Annotated in this window: 14 protein-coding genes; 4 read left to right on the forward strand and 10 right to left on the reverse strand. The window is 58.2% G+C overall.

Annotated features, from left to right (window positions below):
• The first annotated feature begins 100 nt into the window (after positions 1-100).
• Complete coding sequence (locus HCK03_RS07810; protein WP_041146507.1) at positions 101-991, forward strand: LysR family transcriptional regulator; 891 nt, start codon at positions 101-103, stop codon at positions 989-991.
• A 57-nt stretch (positions 992-1,048) separates the two neighbouring features.
• Here HCK03_RS07810 and rplY read toward each other — a convergent pair whose 3' ends face one another.
• Together rplY and HCK03_RS07820 are read right to left on the reverse strand one after the other, a co-directional pair.
• Positions 1,049-1,333: a 50S ribosomal protein L25 gene (rplY, locus tag HCK03_RS07815; protein ID WP_041146506.1), complete on the reverse strand. Its 285-nt coding sequence runs from the start codon at positions 1,331-1,333 to the stop codon at positions 1,049-1,051.
• Between the two features lie 137 nt (positions 1,334-1,470).
• Positions 1,471-3,228, reverse strand: coding sequence for a DEAD/DEAH box helicase (locus tag HCK03_RS07820; protein ID WP_115192213.1), 1,758 nt, complete (start codon positions 3,226-3,228; stop codon positions 1,471-1,473).
• Positions 3,229-3,375: 147 nt separating this feature from the next.
• Here HCK03_RS07820 and rsuA point away from each other — a divergent pair, with 147 nt between their 5' ends.
• The 3 genes from rsuA to HCK03_RS07835 all read left to right on the forward strand — a co-directional run bounded on the left by rsuA (position 3,376) and on the right by HCK03_RS07835 (position 5,963).
• Complete coding sequence (gene rsuA / locus HCK03_RS07825) at positions 3,376-4,095, forward strand: 16S rRNA pseudouridine(516) synthase RsuA (RefSeq protein WP_123551746.1); 720 nt, start codon at positions 3,376-3,378, stop codon at positions 4,093-4,095.
• Positions 4,092-5,288 (forward strand): Bcr/CflA family multidrug efflux MFS transporter, encoded by a 1,197-nt coding sequence (locus tag HCK03_RS07830; RefSeq protein ID WP_167691362.1) that lies wholly within the window; start codon positions 4,092-4,094, stop codon positions 5,286-5,288. The genes rsuA and HCK03_RS07830 overlap by 4 nt, the downstream gene beginning before the upstream one ends.
• Positions 5,289-5,618: 330 nt before the next feature.
• Positions 5,619-5,963 (forward strand): YejG family protein, encoded by a 345-nt coding sequence (locus HCK03_RS07835; RefSeq protein ID WP_041147706.1) that lies wholly within the window; start codon positions 5,619-5,621, stop codon positions 5,961-5,963.
• Between the two features lie 3 nt (positions 5,964-5,966).
• Here the strand turns inward: HCK03_RS07835 and yejF are convergent, their stop codons facing one another.
• The 8 genes from yejF to HCK03_RS07875 form a co-directional block, all read right to left on the reverse strand.
• On the reverse strand, positions 5,967-7,556 hold the full coding sequence (gene yejF / locus HCK03_RS07840) for a microcin C ABC transporter ATP-binding protein YejF (RefSeq protein WP_167691363.1): 1,590 nt from the start codon (positions 7,554-7,556) through the stop codon (positions 5,967-5,969).
• Between the two features lies 1 nt (position 7,557).
• Entirely contained in the window at positions 7,558-8,583 is a 1,026-nt protein-coding gene (locus tag HCK03_RS07845; protein WP_041146501.1) for a microcin C ABC transporter permease, read from the reverse strand.
• Positions 8,583-9,677 carry a microcin C ABC transporter permease YejB gene (locus tag HCK03_RS07850; protein WP_167691364.1) on the reverse strand — a complete coding sequence of 365 codons (1,095 nt, stop codon included), beginning with the start codon at positions 9,675-9,677 and terminating at the stop codon, positions 8,583-8,585. Before HCK03_RS07850 ends, HCK03_RS07845 begins: the two co-directional genes overlap by 1 nt.
• 9 nt (positions 9,678-9,686) lie before the next feature.
• Positions 9,687-11,492, reverse strand: coding sequence for an extracellular solute-binding protein (locus tag HCK03_RS07855; RefSeq protein ID WP_167692405.1), 1,806 nt, complete (start codon positions 11,490-11,492; stop codon positions 9,687-9,689).
• A 59-nt stretch (positions 11,493-11,551) separates the two neighbouring features.
• Positions 11,552-13,120: a cyclic di-GMP phosphodiesterase gene (locus HCK03_RS07860; RefSeq protein WP_167691365.1), complete on the reverse strand. Its 1,569-nt coding sequence runs from the start codon at positions 13,118-13,120 to the stop codon at positions 11,552-11,554.
• Positions 13,121-13,306: 186 nt separating this feature from the next.
• Complete coding sequence (gene mepS / locus HCK03_RS07865; protein ID WP_041146498.1) at positions 13,307-13,879, reverse strand: bifunctional murein DD-endopeptidase/murein LD-carboxypeptidase; 573 nt, start codon at positions 13,877-13,879, stop codon at positions 13,307-13,309.
• Between the two features lie 424 nt (positions 13,880-14,303).
• On the reverse strand, positions 14,304-15,011 hold the full coding sequence (locus HCK03_RS07870; protein ID WP_135184213.1) for a phosphatase PAP2 family protein: 708 nt from the start codon (positions 15,009-15,011) through the stop codon (positions 14,304-14,306).
• A 42-nt stretch (positions 15,012-15,053) separates the two neighbouring features.
• Entirely contained in the window at positions 15,054-16,031 is a 978-nt protein-coding gene (locus tag HCK03_RS07875) for a CobW family GTP-binding protein (RefSeq protein ID WP_134527099.1), read from the reverse strand.
• Positions 16,032-16,089: the final 58 nt, after the last annotated feature.

The raw sequence follows: 16,089 nt of genomic DNA on the forward strand, positions 1-16,089 counted from the left end.
TTCCTTGTTAGCCATTACAACCCGATGCGCAGTATATAAATCGTCGGCCACAGGCTAAAATCAGCCGATGGGGGATTTTCCCCCGCAAGGATGGGATGGTATGAAAACGCTGCAGTACTCTTTTGCGCAAATTGAGGCTTTCGCCACCGTCGCCGAAACGGGCTCGCTTTCGCGGGCGGCGATTCGCCTCGGCAAAGATCGCACGACGCTGCGCGATCTGCTGGATTATCTGGAAGATGCGCTGGGCTACGCGCTATTCCTGCGCCACGGACGCAGCCTGGCGTTAACCGCGGAGGGGGAGCAGCTTTTTCGCCAGGCGCATCTGCTGCTGCGTCAGGCGCAGGCCTTTGAATCCTTTGCCCGGACGCTGCCGGGCACGGCCTGGCAGGAGCTGAGGGTGGCGTACGATCCCTTCGTGCCGCGCGGCTTTCTCTGTGCGCTGGCCGATAATCTTGCGCAGCGTCAGCTGCGGATGAGCTGCTGGAGCGCGTCGCGTCGCGAGGCCGAACAGGCGCTGGCCGACGGCCATGCCGACCTGGCGCTATGTCAGGCCAATAACCGCACCCTTGGCAGCGAGATGGAGTGGCGCGCGCTGGGGACCGTTGAGCTGGGATTTTATGCCGCAGAGCGGCTATTTGCCGGCTATGCGAGGCCGCTGACGCTGCTGAATCTGGCGCTGGTACCGCAGCTGGTGATGCATCGCCGTTCTGACGATCAGATTGCCCGCCGGCTGCAGATCTCCGGCCATACGCAGTATATGAATGAAATCACGCTGCTGCGTCACGCCATGCAGCAGGGGCAGGGCTGGGGGTTTTTGGCCGATCACCTTCAGGCGCAGCGCTGGGATGGGGTGAGTAAAATCGACACCGAGGTCGGCAGTCAGGGGCTGAACGTCACGATGGTGATGCTCTGGCAGCCGGGCATGAACAAACACCAGGATCTGAAGACGGTTATCGATTTAGCGCCGGCTCTGTGGGCGCAAAGCACATAACAAAACGCCCCGGACCTTGCGGACCGGGGCGCTTCATACAACAACTGCTATCGGCTATTAAGCGCGAACGAAGTCGATGTGAGACAGTTTTGGCTTGAACGGGTGACGCTGAACAGCCTGAACCTTAACTTTCTCTTCTTTGCCATCGAGAACGATGGTCAGAACTTCACCGTAGAACTCAGCTTTACCCTGAATGTTCCACAGTTTGTCCTGGTCCAGCTCAATTGCTACCGGAGTAGCTTCGCCGCCATAAATGATGGCCGGGAATTTATTAGCTGCACGCAGGCGGCGGCTCGCACCCTTACCCTGCTCTTTACGTACTTCTGCGTCGATAGTAAACATTGATGTCTCTCTATATTTAAATCCTGCTACAGGCGACCCAGCAGCAGGCAGATGATCTGCTTTGCGAATGCAAAAGCGGGCGGCATTATAGCCGCCTGAGGTTTTTACGGCAATCAAAACCTCAGCCTTAATGCCGATTAACGCAGTTCGTTGGCCCGGCGGAAGCGTCCCTGGTAATCGAACATTTTCTCCCGCACCTGCCAGTATTGCCCCTTCATGCGGGCGACGACAAAGTCCGGATGGCGCAGCAGCGCCCGCTGAGCAAGGATATCGGCGGCGGTTATCCAGCGCAGCGGCACGCCGGGCGTGCGGGTGTGCGGGCGAATAAACAGCTGTTCAAACGCGGTGCGCTGGGCGGGCGTCTGCAGGCGGAAGCGCTCGCTAACGTCGGCGCCGTCTTCATCGTAGTAGGTAATTTTCAGCCACGGGCCTTTGTCGTCGGCGCCGTGCTGCAGATCCATGCCGCTGCAGCGCAGCACCAGCGCGTCTTTGAGCTTCAGCGCCGCCTTCAGCATATCATCGGGATCGACGAGGATCGTGTCGCACTCGCGGCAGCGGCGGGCGGCGATATCGTTCTCCGCATTACACTGCGGGCAGTTCTTAAAGCGAAAACGAAAGTCGCACTGCTCGCGATGGCCGTCATCATCCTCAAACCAGCCCTGACAGCGGCGGCCAAAATGTTCGATCAGCGTGCCGTCGGCGGTGGTTTTGCCCCAGAAGGTATTGGCAAAACCGCAGGCCGGGCAGAAGACCTGCACCGGTACGTTGTCGCTCTTACCTTTAGGTGTCCCGACTTCGGGCGCGTAGAGGTCGTGCGGGTTGCCGGCATAGTCGAGGATCAGGCAGTCGGTTTTTCCCGGCGCCAGTCGCAGGCCGCGACCGACGATCTGCTGATAGAGGCTCACCGATTCGGTTGGGCGCAGAATGGCGATAAGATCGACATGCGGGGCGTCAAAGCCGGTGGTCAGCACCGCCACGTTGACCAGATAGCGGTATTGCTGAGCTTTAAACGATTCAATAATGCGGTCGCGCTGCGGGCCCGGCGTTTCGCCGGTAATCAGTTCGGCCTCGCCTGCGGGCAGCAGACCGGTGATTTCCCGCGCGTGCTCCACCGTAGAGGCGAAAATCATCACCCCTTTTCGCGTCTGGGCAAACTCAACAATCTGGCTGACGATATGCGGCGTAATGCGCTGCTGTTTTTTCAGCTCGTGATTGAGGTCGGCCTCGCTAAACAGGCCGTTGCTCTGCGCCTGAAGGCGGCTGAAATCGTACTGCACTACCGGCATATCGAGCCGCTCCGGCGGCGTCAGATAGCCGTGTTTAATCATGTAGCGCAGCGGCAGCTCATAGATGCAGTCGCGAAACAGCGCCTTCTCGTCGCCGCGCACCATGCCATGATAATGGAACTGATAAATCCAGCCCTTGCCGAGGCGAAACGGCGTAGCGGTGAGCCCAAGCAGGCGCAGCTGCGGATTGACCTGCCGCAGGTGGGTGATAATTTGCTGGTACTGGCTATCGTCGTCATCGCTGATGCGGTGGCACTCATCGACGATCAGCAGCGAAAACTCCCCCTGGAACTGCTCAAGATTGCGGGCAACCGACTGCACGCTGCCGAAAACCACCTTACCGTGGCTCTCTTTGCGCTTCAGCCCTGCGGCGAAAATGTCGGCTTCCAGCCCAAGGGCAAGATACTTAGCGTGGTTTTGCGCCACCAGCTCTTTGACGTGCGCCAGAACCAGCACGCGGCCGCGGGCCAGGCGCGCCAGTTCGGCAATGACCAGGCTTTTGCCTGCCCCGGTTGGCAGGACGATAGCGGCGGGCTCATGGTGGCGGCGAAACCAGGCTAAGGTGGCATCGACCGCCTCTTTTTGGTAGGGGCGTAGTGTAAAATTCATGGCTTCACAGGCGTTAATTAACTCGCAAATAGTATGCCATGAATCTTTTCCCTTGAGTGGCGTTAAGAGCCCGTTATACTAGCCAATGAATTTCTTCTTTTTCGGGCGCTTGCCCGCTCCAGCATTATTACAGGCTAAAAAAATCTCATGCGACTTGATAAGTTTATCGCTCAGCAACTTGGCGTCAGTAGGGCTATTGCCGGACGTGAAATCCGCAGCAGCCGCGTTCTCGTGGATGGTGAAATCGTGAAAGACGCTTCGTTCAAGCTCCAGCCGGAGCATGACGTTGAGTATGACGGTAATACGCTTACCCAGCAGAACGGCCCGCGCTACTTTATGCTTAACAAGCCGCAGGGTTACGTCTGTTCTACCGACGATCCGGATCACCCAACGGTGCTCTATTTCCTTGACGTGCCGGTAGCGCACAAGCTGCATGCCGCAGGGCGTCTGGATATCGACACCACCGGCCTGGTGCTGATGACCGACGACGGCCAGTGGTCGCACCGTATTACCTCTCCGCGCCATCACTGCGAAAAGACCTATCTGGTGACGCTGGAAAACCCGGTTGCTGAAAACACCGCGGAGCAGTTCGCCGAGGGCGTTCAGCTGCATAATGAAAAAGATCTGACCCGGCCGGCGGTTCTCGAAGTGATTACCCCGACGGAAGTCCGCCTGACCATCAGCGAAGGGCGCTACCACCAGGTTAAGCGGATGTTTGCCGCCGTGGGCAACCACGTTGTCGGCCTGCATCGTGAACGAATCGGCGCGATCGCGATGGACGACTCTCTGGCGCCCGGCGAGTATCGCCCGCTGACGGAAGAAGAGATTGCCAGCGTTGGCATTCAGCATGCACGGAGTAAAACGTGACGGCAAAGCAGAATTCTTCCCTGGGGATTGTGTTTATTCTTGGCCTGCTGGCCATGCTCATGCCGCTGTCGATCGATATGTATCTCCCGGCTCTGCCGGTGATCTCGGCGCAGTTTAACGTGCCGGACGGCAGCGCGCAGATGACGCTCAGTACCTATATTCTGGGCTTTGCCTTTGGCCAGCTGCTGTACGGCCCGATGGCTGACAGCATCGGCCGTAAGCCGGTTATCCTCGGGGGGACGCTGATTTTTGCTGCCGCCGCGGTGGCCTGCGCCCTGTCGCAGACCATCGAAATGCTGATCACCATGCGCTTCTTCCACGGCCTCGCGGCGGCGGCGGCGAGCGTGGTGATTAACGCCCTGATGCGCGATATTTATCCGAAAGAAGAGTTTTCGCGGATGATGTCGTTCGTGATGCTGGTCACCACCATTGCTCCGCTGGTCGCGCCGATGGTGGGCGGGGCGGTGCTGGTGTGGTTCAGCTGGCATGCGATATTCTGGATCCTTGCGGTGGCGGCGCTGCTGGCTTCGGCAATGATCGCATTCTTCATTAGCGAGACTCTACCGCCGGAGCGGCGGCAGAAGTTCCACATTCGCACGACCCTCGGCAACTTTGCCACCCTGTTCCGCCACAAGCGCGTGCTGAGCTATATGCTGGCGAGCGGCTTCAGCTTTGCCGGGATGTTCTCATTTCTTAGCGCCGGCCCGTTTGTTTACATCAAGATTAACCACGTTTCCCCGCAGCACTTCGGCTACTACTTTGCGCTGAACGTGGCCTTCCTGTTCGTCATGACCATGATTAACAGCCGCTTTGTCCGGCGGATTGGGGCGCTGAATATGTTCCGCGCCGGGCTGTGGATCCAGTTCGCGATGGCCGTGTGGATGGTGGTCTGCGCGCTGTTTGATGTCGGCTTCTGGGCGCTGGTGTTCGGCGTAGCCGCGTTTATCGGCTGCGTATCGATGGTCTCCTCGAACGCGATGGCGGTCATTCTTGATGAGTTCCCGCATATGGCCGGGACGGCCTCTTCGCTGGCGGGAACCTTCCGCTTCGGCATCGGCGCGATTGTCGGGGCGCTGCTGTCGATAGCAACCTTTACTACCGCCTGGCCGATGCTGATCTCTATCGCTTTCTGCGCCAGCAGCTCCATTCTCTTCTACCTCTACGCCAGTCGGCGGCGAAAAGTCGCGCTTTGAATCTCATTTAAGGGGCTATTTCAGCCCCTTTTTTGATGCATATCAACCGCGGCGGGCTTCGCTATTCTGCAATTTGTTTCTTTTATGTAAAATCAATTAGTGTAAAAAGTCGCAATGTTGCGATAAAAAAGTTGTTTTGGATCACAGAAACGGGTACATATAGCCCCGATCGGTTCCGCAGCGAAACTATAAAGTTCTGGATAATAAGCGGTTAACCCCGGCGCCGCGCCGGTGTAAACGTTTTCCACGCTGATACAGGACTAGTTGTCAACAATGTGTTAATATTGATGTAAATTTATTGTGAAGCATTTTGCTTCCGGGGAAAACCAGGTGAATACACAGCAACTCTCTATCGTACACCGACTGCCGCAAAGCTATCGCTGGCTGGCCGGTTTTGCGGGTTCAAGAGTTGAACCGATTCCGCAAAACGGCGCGCAGAGCGAAAATAGCCTCGTGGCGCTGAAGTTACTCAGCCCGGACGGCGAGAAAGCGTGGCCGGTTATGCATAAGCTTAGCCAGGCGCTCAGCGACATCGAGGTCGATTGCTCAATCGTTGAGTGTGAAGGGGAGCCGTGCCTGTTTGTCAACATGCAGGACGAGTTCGCCGCCACCTGTCGTCTGAAAAATTTCGGCGTAGCCATTGCCGAGCCCTTCTCCGGCAACAACCCGTTCTGACCGTCAGCCCAGCGCCAGCAGCTGGCGGGTATACTCCTGCTGCGGAGCGGTAAATACGCGCTCACACTCTCCCTGTTCGACCACCTCTCCTTGCCGCAGCACCATCACCTGATGGCATAGCGTCCGCACGACGCGCAGATCGTGGCTGATAAAAACATAGGCCAGCTGATGCTTTTGCTGTAAAGCTTTCAGCAGGGCTAAGATTTGCGCCTGCACGGTCTTATCCAGCGACGAGGTCGGTTCATCCAGCACGATAAGCTGAGGCTTAACGATCAGCGCCCGGGCGATGGCAATACGCTGCCGCTGGCCGCCGGAAAACTCTGCCGGGTAGCGCAGGCGCGTTTGCGCATCCAGCCCCACCTCCTGCATCACCTGAATGACCGCCCGTTCACGCTCGGCGGAGGTAAGCGTCGGCTGGTGGACGCGCAGCCCTTCCTCAATAATCTGTAAAACGTTTAGTCGCGGGTTCAGCGACGAGTTCGGATCCTGAAACACGACCTGCATTCGGCGGCGTAGCGGCAGCATCTGCCGACGGCTGCGGCCCTGCAGCGTCTGGCCATCAAAGGCAATAACCCCTTCAGAGGCAATCAGGCGCAGCAGCGCCAGCCCGGTGGTGCTTTTGCCAGAACCTGATTCGCCCACCAGGCCCAGAGTTTCCCCCGCGCGCAGCTGAAAGCTCAGGGCGTTCACCACCCGATTATGCTCAACCACCCGGCGCAAAAGTCCCCGACGAACCGGGAAGGCGACGCTGAGCCCGCTTGCCGCCAGCAGCAGCGGCGCATCGGGCGCCAGCGGAACCGGCAGCCCCGCCGGTTCGCTATCCAGCAGGCGGCGGGTATAGGGATGCTGAGGGGCCGAGAAAAGGGCGCGACAGCCGTTCTGCTCGACGCAGCGTCCGTTTTGCATCACCGCCACGCGGTCGGCGAGCTGGCGGACGATGCTCAGGTTATGGGTGATAAACAGCAGCCCCATGTTCAGCTCCTGCTTCAGCTCCCGCAGCAGCTGCAGAATTTGCGCCTGCACCGAGACGTCCAGCGCGGTGGTCGGCTCGTCGGCAATCAGCAGCTCCGGGCGGGTGAGCAGGGCCATGGCGATCATCACCCGCTGGCGCTCGCCACCGGAGAGCTGATGCGGATAGTCCGCCAGCCGGCGAGGAGCCTGGCGAATGCCGACGCGCTCCAGGCAGTCGAGAATCTCTCCCCGAGCGGCTTCTTTGCGCATTCCGCGATGCAGAGAGAGCACTTCATAGAGCTGCTTTTCCAGGGTGTGCAGCGGATTGAGCGACACCATCGGCTCCTGGAAAATCATCGCAATACGGTTGCCGCGCACCCCGCGCAGGGTTCGCTCATCGGCATGCAGCAGCGACTGGCCGTGAAAGCGGATATCGCCGCTGGGGTAGCTTACCGGCGGCGAAGGGAGCAGGCGCAGCACCGACAGCGCGGAAACGCTCTTGCCGGAACCGGATTCGCCCACCAGCGCCAGGGTTTCCCCCGCCGCAATGTGCAGCGACAGTTCGCTGACGACGGTCTGAGTTTCGCCCTGCTGGCGAAAGGCGATGGAGAGATTGTCGATTTCTAACAGAGGCTGCACCATGCTATACCGCCTTACTCGGGTCGAAGGCGTCGCGAACCGCTTCACCAATGAAAATTAAAAGCGTTAACAGCACCGCGACGGACAAAAAGGCGGCGATCCCCAGCCACGGCGCCTGCAGGTTGTTTTTCCCCTGCAGCAGCAGCTCGCCCAGCGAAGGCGAGCCCAGTGGCAGGCCGAAGCCGAGAAAATCCAGCGAAGTCAGGGTGGTAATCGAGCTGCAGAGAATAAACGGCAGGAAGGTGAGGGTGGCGACCATCGCGTTGGGCAGCATATGGCGCAGGATGATGCTGCGGTCGTTAACGCCCAGCGCCTGCGCCGCGCGGATATAGTCATAGTTACGGGTGCGCAGAAACTCGGCGCGCACCACGCCCACCAGCGTCATCCAGCCGAACAGGACGGTAATCGCCAGCAGCCACCAGAAGCCGGGCTGCACGACGCTGGAGAGGAGAATAATCAAAAACAGCGTCGGCATTCCCGACCACACTTCAATAAAGCGCTGCCCCCAGAGGTCGATTTTGCCGCCGTAGTACCCCTGGATGGCGCCCGCCAGCACGCCGAGAACGCTGGAAAAGAGCGTTAGCAGCAGGCCGAACAGAATGGAGATCCGCGTTCCGTAGAGAATTCGCGCCAGCACGTCGCCGCCGTTGGCGTCGGTGCCGAGCCAGTTCTGCGACGACGGCGGCGAGGGGAAGGGGGATTGCGTCGCAAAGTTGATGGTCGTCGCCCCGAAGCGCACCGGTGCCCACAGCACCCAGCCGTGAGCCTCGAGCTGCTTCTGCAGCCACGGATCCTGATAGTCGGCGGCGGTGGCAAAGTCGCCGCCGAAGGTCTTCTCGCTATACTCTTTTAAGAGCGGAACGTACAGGCTGCCGCGATACTGCACCAGCAGCGGGCGGTCGTTGGCGATCAGCTCCGCGCCGAGGCTGCAGACGAAGAGGATTAAAAACAGCCAAAGCGACCAGTAGCCGCGACGGTTGTGGCGAAAACGTACCCAGCGGGCCTGGTTGACGGGACTCAAAAATGACATCAGCGGCCCTCAAAATCGATACGCGGGTCGACCAGCGTGTAGCAGATATCGCTGACGATATTAAGCAGCAGGCCAATCAGCGTAAAAATATACAATGTGCCAAACATCACCGGATAGTCGCGCGAAACCGTCGCCTCATAGCCCAGCAGCCCGAGGCCGTTGAGGGAGAACATCACCTCGATCAGCAGCGAACCGGTAAAGAACATGCTGATAAACATCGCCGGGAAACCGGCTATAACCAGCAGCATGGCGTTGCGGAACACGTGGCGCCACAAAATCTGCTTTTCACTTACCCCTTTGGCGCGGGCGGTGACCACGTACTGCTTGCGGATCTCATCCAGAAAGCTGTTTTTTGTCAGCATGGTGAGCGCCGCAAAGCCGCCGATCACCGTCGCCAGCACCGGCAGCGTAATGTGCCAGAGGTAGTCGAGGATCTTCTGATACCACGGCAGGCTGTCGAAATTAGCCGAGACCAGCCCGCGCAGCGGGAAGAGGTCAAAATAGCTGCCGCCGGCGAAAATAACGATCAGCAGAATCGCGAACAGGAATGCCGGGATCGCGTAGCCGATGATAATCAGCGTGCTGCTCCAGATATCAAAATGGCTGCCGTTGCTGACGGCTTTACGGATCCCCAGCGGGATCGACACCAGGTAGATAATCAGCGTACTCCACAGGCCGAGGCTAATGGAGACCGGCATACTGTTTTTGATCAGCTCTAGCACCGAGGCGCTGCGAAACAGGCTGTCGCCAAAATCAAAGCGCAGGTAGTCGCCGAGCATTTTCAGGTAGCGCTCGTGGATGGGCTTATCAAAGCCGTAGCGATGGGTTATCTCGGCGATGACCTCCGGGTCGAGGCCGCGCCCGCCGCGATAGTGGCCCTCGCCGACGTTGCTTACGCCGGTGCGCGCGTGGCTGGCGGCCATTCCGCTGTCGCCCGCGCCCGGCATCCCGCCATGATTGCCGAACTCAACGGCGGCAATGGCCTGATCGACCGGGCCGCCGGGGGCAATCTGGACGATAAAAAAGTTGATCGTAATGATCGCCCACAGGGTAGGGATAATCAGCAGCAGTCGGCGGATCAGGTATGCGCCCATCGTCGTTCCTCAGCGTCTGTCCGCAGGCAGTTTTGCCGCTTTGTTAACGTCATACCACCAGCTGTCAAAGCCGGAGGAGTATACCGGCCGCGTTGGCGGGAACGAGAACTTGTCCCAGCGGGCCGTTCTGTCCTGCGCCATATACCACATCGGCAGCATGTAGTAGTTCCAGGTGAGCACCCGGTCCAGCGCGCGGCCCAGGGGCAGCAGCTTCTGCTCGTTGCCCTGCCAGCGAATAATCTGCGCGATCAGGCTATCCACGACCGGGCTTTGGACCCCCGGCGCGTTGTAGCTGGAGTGAATATAGGCCGAGTCCCAGGAAACCTGCAGGTCGGTGGCGGGCCACGGCGTCGCCCGCCAGACCATCGGCATCATATCGTAATCCCGGCTGCGGCGGCGATTGCTGTACTGGGAATTATCAACCTGGCGAATATCCATGGTGATGCCGAGACGCCGCAGATTGTGCTGAAAGGGCAGCACCCAGCGATCGTTACCGCCGGCGGGGAGCAGTAGCTCAAAACGCAGCGGCTTGCCGGTTTTGCCGTTCACCCGGCGCTGGTTTTTCACCACCCATCCGGCCCGGTTGAGCAGGCTGTCCGCCTTCAGCAGATTTGCCCGATCGAAACCGCCGCCGTCGGATTGCGGCGGCTGATAGATCGCGGTGAAGACCTCGGGCGGCAAATCTTTTTTCATCGGCGTCAGCAGGGCAAGTTCATCGGCATCGGGCGCCGTGCGGGCCGCGTACTCGGTATTCTGGAAATAGCTGTTGGCGCGGCTGTAGGCGTTGTAAAACAGCGCCTTGTTCATCCATTCAAAATCGAAGGCGAGGGTAATGGCCTCGCGTACCTGACGATCGGCAAAAACCGGGCGCTGAATGTTGAAGGCCAGCCATTGGGTATCCTGCGCCGAGGTATTCTGATACTCATCCTTCACGATGTAGCCGCGCGTAAAGTTGCGCCCGACGTAGCGGGTGGCCCAGTTTTTGGCCATCGTCTCTTCCCGCCGGTCGACCGCCCCCGCCTTAAAGGCCTCAAAGGCGACGTTATCGTCGAGATAGTAGTCGTAGCGTAGCGTATCGAAGTTCCAGCGCCCGCGGTTGACTGCAAGATTGGCCGCCCAGTAGGTTTTAACGCGCGAGTAAACGATGTACTGACCCATCCGCCAGTCGGTAATGCGATAAGGGCCGCTGGCTAGCGGCGGCGTCGAGAGCGGGTCGCTGAGCTTGTGGTCTCGCCAGAACTTTTCCGGCATGACCGGCAGGGTGAACAGGCTGAGCATATTCTCTTTGCCCGCCTGGCCGAGCTCGATGCGCACGGTGAGCGGCGCGATGGCCTTAACGCGAGTGCCTTTGTAGAACAGACGAAACTGCGGGACGCCTTCGGTCATAAACTTCTGGAAGGTAAAGGCGACGTCGCTGGCGCGGATCGGCGTGCCGTCATGAAAGCGGGCCTGCGGATTGAGGGTAACCTCCACCCACGAAAAGTCATCGGCGTAGCGCGCCCCGTCGGCGATCAGCGGATAGTAGCTGCCCGCTTCGTCGTCGGAGGTGGTGAACAGCGTATCGTACAGGGCATCGGTACGCACGCCGGGGTTGCCGCGCAGCGCATAGCGGTTGAAGTTGTCGAAGGTGCCAATGGAGGCGAGCGTGATGCTGCCGCCTTTTGGCGCCGCCGGATTGGCATAGGCGAAATGACTAAAGCCGTCAGGGTATTTCGGCTCGCCAATAATGGCGAAGCTGTGGCTCTCTTTCACGGCCTGCGCCTGACCGTTAAGGCTCATAAAAATAATTAATATCAGGCAGATACGCGCAAACATGGCCAGGTTGTTATCCTCTGTCGGCGGGCCCAGAGCGGGCCCGTCCATAGATTAAATCATCAGCACTCGGCGGCGGCGAAGTATTTCGCCGGTTCGTCGTGCGCGGCAAGCAGCGTTTCCAGCGGCAGAGGCCGGCTTATCCAGTAGCCCTGCAGGTAGTGCACGCCGTGCTTGCGTAGCCACTCCGCCTGTTCAGGCGTTTCAACCCCTTCGGCAACGGTCAGGAGCTGCAGGCGGCGGCTCAGGGTCAGCACGGCATCAAGCACCGGCGAGGTGACGGTTTCGGTCCCGATAGCCTGCACGAAGCCGCGATCGATTTTCAAAAAGTCGAAGTTGTAGCGTTCAAGATAAATCAGCGCGCTGTGGCCGGTGCCAAAATCATCGATCGCAATTTCAAAGCCCTGCTCGTGCAGCCAGTCAAAGATAGCCAGGGATCGGTTCTTATCGATCATCGCGCGTTCGGTTATCTCCAGCACCACACTAAAGTGGTTGGCCGGCAGGGCGGCGGCAAACTGCCGTAAATCCGACTTAAAGCTGTCGGCGTGCAGGTGGGCCGGGGAGATATTCAGGCCGAGCTTGCTTCCCGCCGGGAGGATTTTTTGCAGCGTTGGCGCATCGCGCGCGATCAGCGCCAGCAGATGGTGGGTCAGCGGCACGATCATCTGCTGGGTTTCGGCCAGGTTGATAAAGACGTCCGGGGGAATCTCGCCGGCGACCGGATGGCGCCAGCGCATCAGTACCTCAACGCCGCTAATGTGCAGGGTATCGGCTTTGACGACCGGCTGATAGACGATGTAGAACTGATCGTTCTTTATTCCCATCAGGATCGCTTTTCGCGGATCGGACTTGATCGTTAGCACGTAATAGCCCAGCAGTCCCGCCAGCAGCCCGCATACCACGCCCAACAGCAGGGCGTACTGGGTGTTTTCAGCCAGCCAGCTGTTGGCGTAGAGGTAGACCTTGAGCGGCAGCCCCTTGATCTGCACTTCGCGAATCGGCTCGGAGAGCATCGCTTGCGGGCTAACCAGCCTGTTGCTGAAGGTTGAAATAGCGCTGTTGTTGACCACCAGCGCGATGCCGCTGAAGTCATTTTGCCGGGCAGAATAGAGAATATAGGGCGTCAGGTTGGTATTGATGGACACGAAGATACCGTCGTTACCGCCGTGCGGGCTGCGTACCCACATCGCCAGCGCCGAGCTTTTTGGCATCATCGGTGTACCCGGCAGAATGGTCATATCGACGGGTTTAGTGATATCGAGCTGCGGAATAAGCTGCTCCAGGGGCGTCTTCATGGGGCCGGTTGCCGAAGAGCAAAACGCCTGGCCATTTTTCACCAGCAGAAACGCCCGCACGTTTGGGCTGAATGCGGCATGGGCGGTCAGGCCCGATGCGACGTTCTCGCACTCCCGGTCGACCAGCGGCTGCAGCTCGGCGATGGTCTGATTAAGCTCGTGGAAGTACTCATTCAGGTAGACGTTGACGTTATTGATGATGGAGTCAAAGCGTTCAGAGCGGTTGTGGTAGATAACCATAAATTGAATGCTACCGGCCAGCAGGGCGACGATAACCCCAATCAGTGTGCTGGTCAGCCAGATTTTACGCCGGGGTGAGAAGTAGCGGGTAAGCATAGGCTATAGTCAGTCCGTGTTTATGAGGCGCGCCAATGGGGTGACAGAAAAACGATTTCACCGTTTCCATTTAAAGACATAGCTTATATTGCGGCTTTGCGAGGCTATGAGCAAAAAAAAACACTGCCTTGGCAGTGTTTTTTAATTTCCGTTCGTCAGCCAAGGGAAAACTGACGACGGAAGAGATTACGAACGGCTGAGTACACGGCGCGCTTCGTTATAGCGCTTTTTCCAGTACGGCTCGTTCATGCTGGAGATGGTCACACCGCTGCTTGTGGAAGCATGAACGAACTGGCTGTTGCCGATGTAGATACCCACATGGCGGCCAGTGGATCCCGCTCTGAACAGGACTAAATCACCCGTACGCAGCTGGGAACGTGAAATCGATTTGCCGGAATCCTGCTGCTCTGAAGTTGAGCGCGGCAGTTCCAGACCAAACTGCTCGCGGAAGGTGCGCTGCACGAATGCCGAACAGTCGATGCCTTTCCGGGTGCTGCCGCCAAGGCGGTAACGCACGCCTTTCCAGCTAGCATACTGGTCCATCAAACGGGACTTAACGTCCAGATTGCTAACCATTGTTTCAAATTCATCCTGAGAGGCTTGCAGTGATGATAAATCGCCACTACCCACACCAAGCGTCTCAGAATGCATATTCTTTGCGGTACTACTTGTCGAACTACAGGCAGAGAGCAAAACTGCCACTGCTATCGCGGGAACGACCCGCAGGATATATCTCAAAATCGGCTGAGATTTGACCATGTTGTGTGTTTTCCCTTGTTGTCCTTAACGACAATGTCGTTATAAAAAATGCCAAACGTGTTAGAGCCTAAATACCTGGCAGCAATGAGACAAATCCTTAAATCTAAATTTGTGCAGTAACGCACAATTTAATTCTGACGCCGGTTTTACGTTGCTGGAAAGGCAAAACGAGAATGAGATTACCCTATCAACACTGGGATGGCGAGCGGTTTTGCGAGATTTCTTATAAGAATTTTTGCGACAAAAAGTGAATCATCGGGAAAGGCCAAAATAGCGGCAGAGATGGGTAAAAAATACGCAATTACCTCATTTCTAAGACGATTAATGTGACGGAAAGATGATTGTGGGGATAAAAAAGGCGAAACATAAAAAAAGGGACCGAGAACGATCCCTTATGGATATTTAATAATATGCGACGGAAATGTTAATTTTGGTGCATTCCGGCGGGCAGAGTCCGGTCGAACCAGGCAATCATTTTGTCGCTCAACGGGGTCAGCAGAACCCAGGGAGCGCCGACCAGCAGCGCGGTTAATGAACCGACGGCAATATCGGTAAACCAGTGGGCGCCAATCATTACCCGCGGAAAGGCAAACACAACGAAAATGGCGAGGGAAATAGCAAACGCCCGACGGCCAAAATAGCGCCACATGAAGGTGGCGAAAATCAGCAGCATCATCCCGTGATCGCCCGGGAAGCTATCCTTCGAGGCATCTTTGGTCGGCAATGAGACCACGTCGCTGACCTTAACGATACCGCTAAACGAGAGCGACGGGCTGGCGCGCTTAACCGGCATCAGGTGCTGCGCCAGCTGGTTTATCACCACCGCCGACAGCAGCATGACCAGGCCTATGATGACGATTCGGCGGCGGCCGGCGCTTTGCTCCTTCAGCCAGAAGCTCATCATCACCGCTCCCATCGCCAGCAGAGAGCAGGCGTCGAAAGCGCGGTTGTTGATAATCGCCAGCAGCCAGGTATAGCCGCGGCTGACGCCGACGTTGTGGTTAAAGAAGTGGAAAATGGCAGAATCCAGCGGAAACCACAGCCCGTGGTTGGCGGGCAGATACCATGATAAAAAAAGCGCAATACCCGCCGCGTTAAGCAGCAGGATAAGGGGGATTCGGGTTTTATTCATAACGGTCGCATATCGTGTAAAACGGCGGCAAACATAGCCGCCTTAACTTAAACGTAGCCTCAACAGAGCGGCTTGTAGGGCATTCCAGTCCGCCTCGCCGTCGCAGATAAGCTCTATGCGGCTGTCCGGCGGGGCGACGTTCTGCGTTTCAATATTGAGGTCCAGCCCCTGGCGGTTAATCCGCACCAGGCCTTCGGCAATACGCATCACGCCCTTCACGCGGCCCACCGGGGCCAGCCGCGCCCACTCCAGCAGGCCAACGGTATCGAAGGTGGTATCGGCGTCAAAAATCCAGCCGCAGGCCTGGTAGCCCTGGCCTGCGTTCAGGCTGCGGCGCCAGCGCTGGTGGCCGGGGAGACTCAGCGCCGCGAGGCCCTTTTTCTGACCGTGGCCGTGGGCATGCTCCGCGCTCTCCGGCAGCGGACGAAGGTTCAGCCGCGGCAGGTCCAGCAGCGCCGGGTCAATACTTCCCTGGGTGGCGCTGACGTGCAGGCGCTTGCCGGCATACTCCTGCCACCAGACGCTGAAGGCGCGCTCGCTTTCAGCGGTCATCCGGTCGGTTTTATTGCTGATAATGACGTCGGCGGCGGCCAGCTGATCGCGGAAGTTTTCGTTGGCCACCACCTTCGGGTCCAGAAGCTGACGGGGATCGAGAACGCACAGCGTCGCGCGCAGGTCGATCCACGGCTCGTAGACCGCGGCGGTGAGAATATCGAGGATCTGTTTCGGATGACCGAGCCCGGTTGGCTCAATCAGCAGCCGGTCCGGCTTCCCCTGGCGCAGCAGGGTATTCAGCCCGACCTGCATTGGCAGGCCGTTGACGCAGCACATGCAGCCGCCGGGAATTTCTTTGAGTAATGCGCCGCTATCGGCCAGCAGAGCGCCGTCAATGCCCACTTCGCCAAACTCATTGACCAGTACGGCCCATTTTTCATCTGCAGGCTTGTGGGCCAGCAGATGAAGAATCGAGGTCGTTTTACCGCTGCCGAGAAACCCCGTGATCAAGTTTGTTTTGGTCACATTTTCTCCAGGATACAAATGTAATGTTGTAACAGTTGGCGACTATCCTGACGAAAAA

This window comes from Klebsiella terrigena (assembly GCF_012029655.1).
In the GTDB taxonomy this organism is placed as follows: domain Bacteria; phylum Pseudomonadota; class Gammaproteobacteria; order Enterobacterales; family Enterobacteriaceae; genus Klebsiella; species Klebsiella terrigena.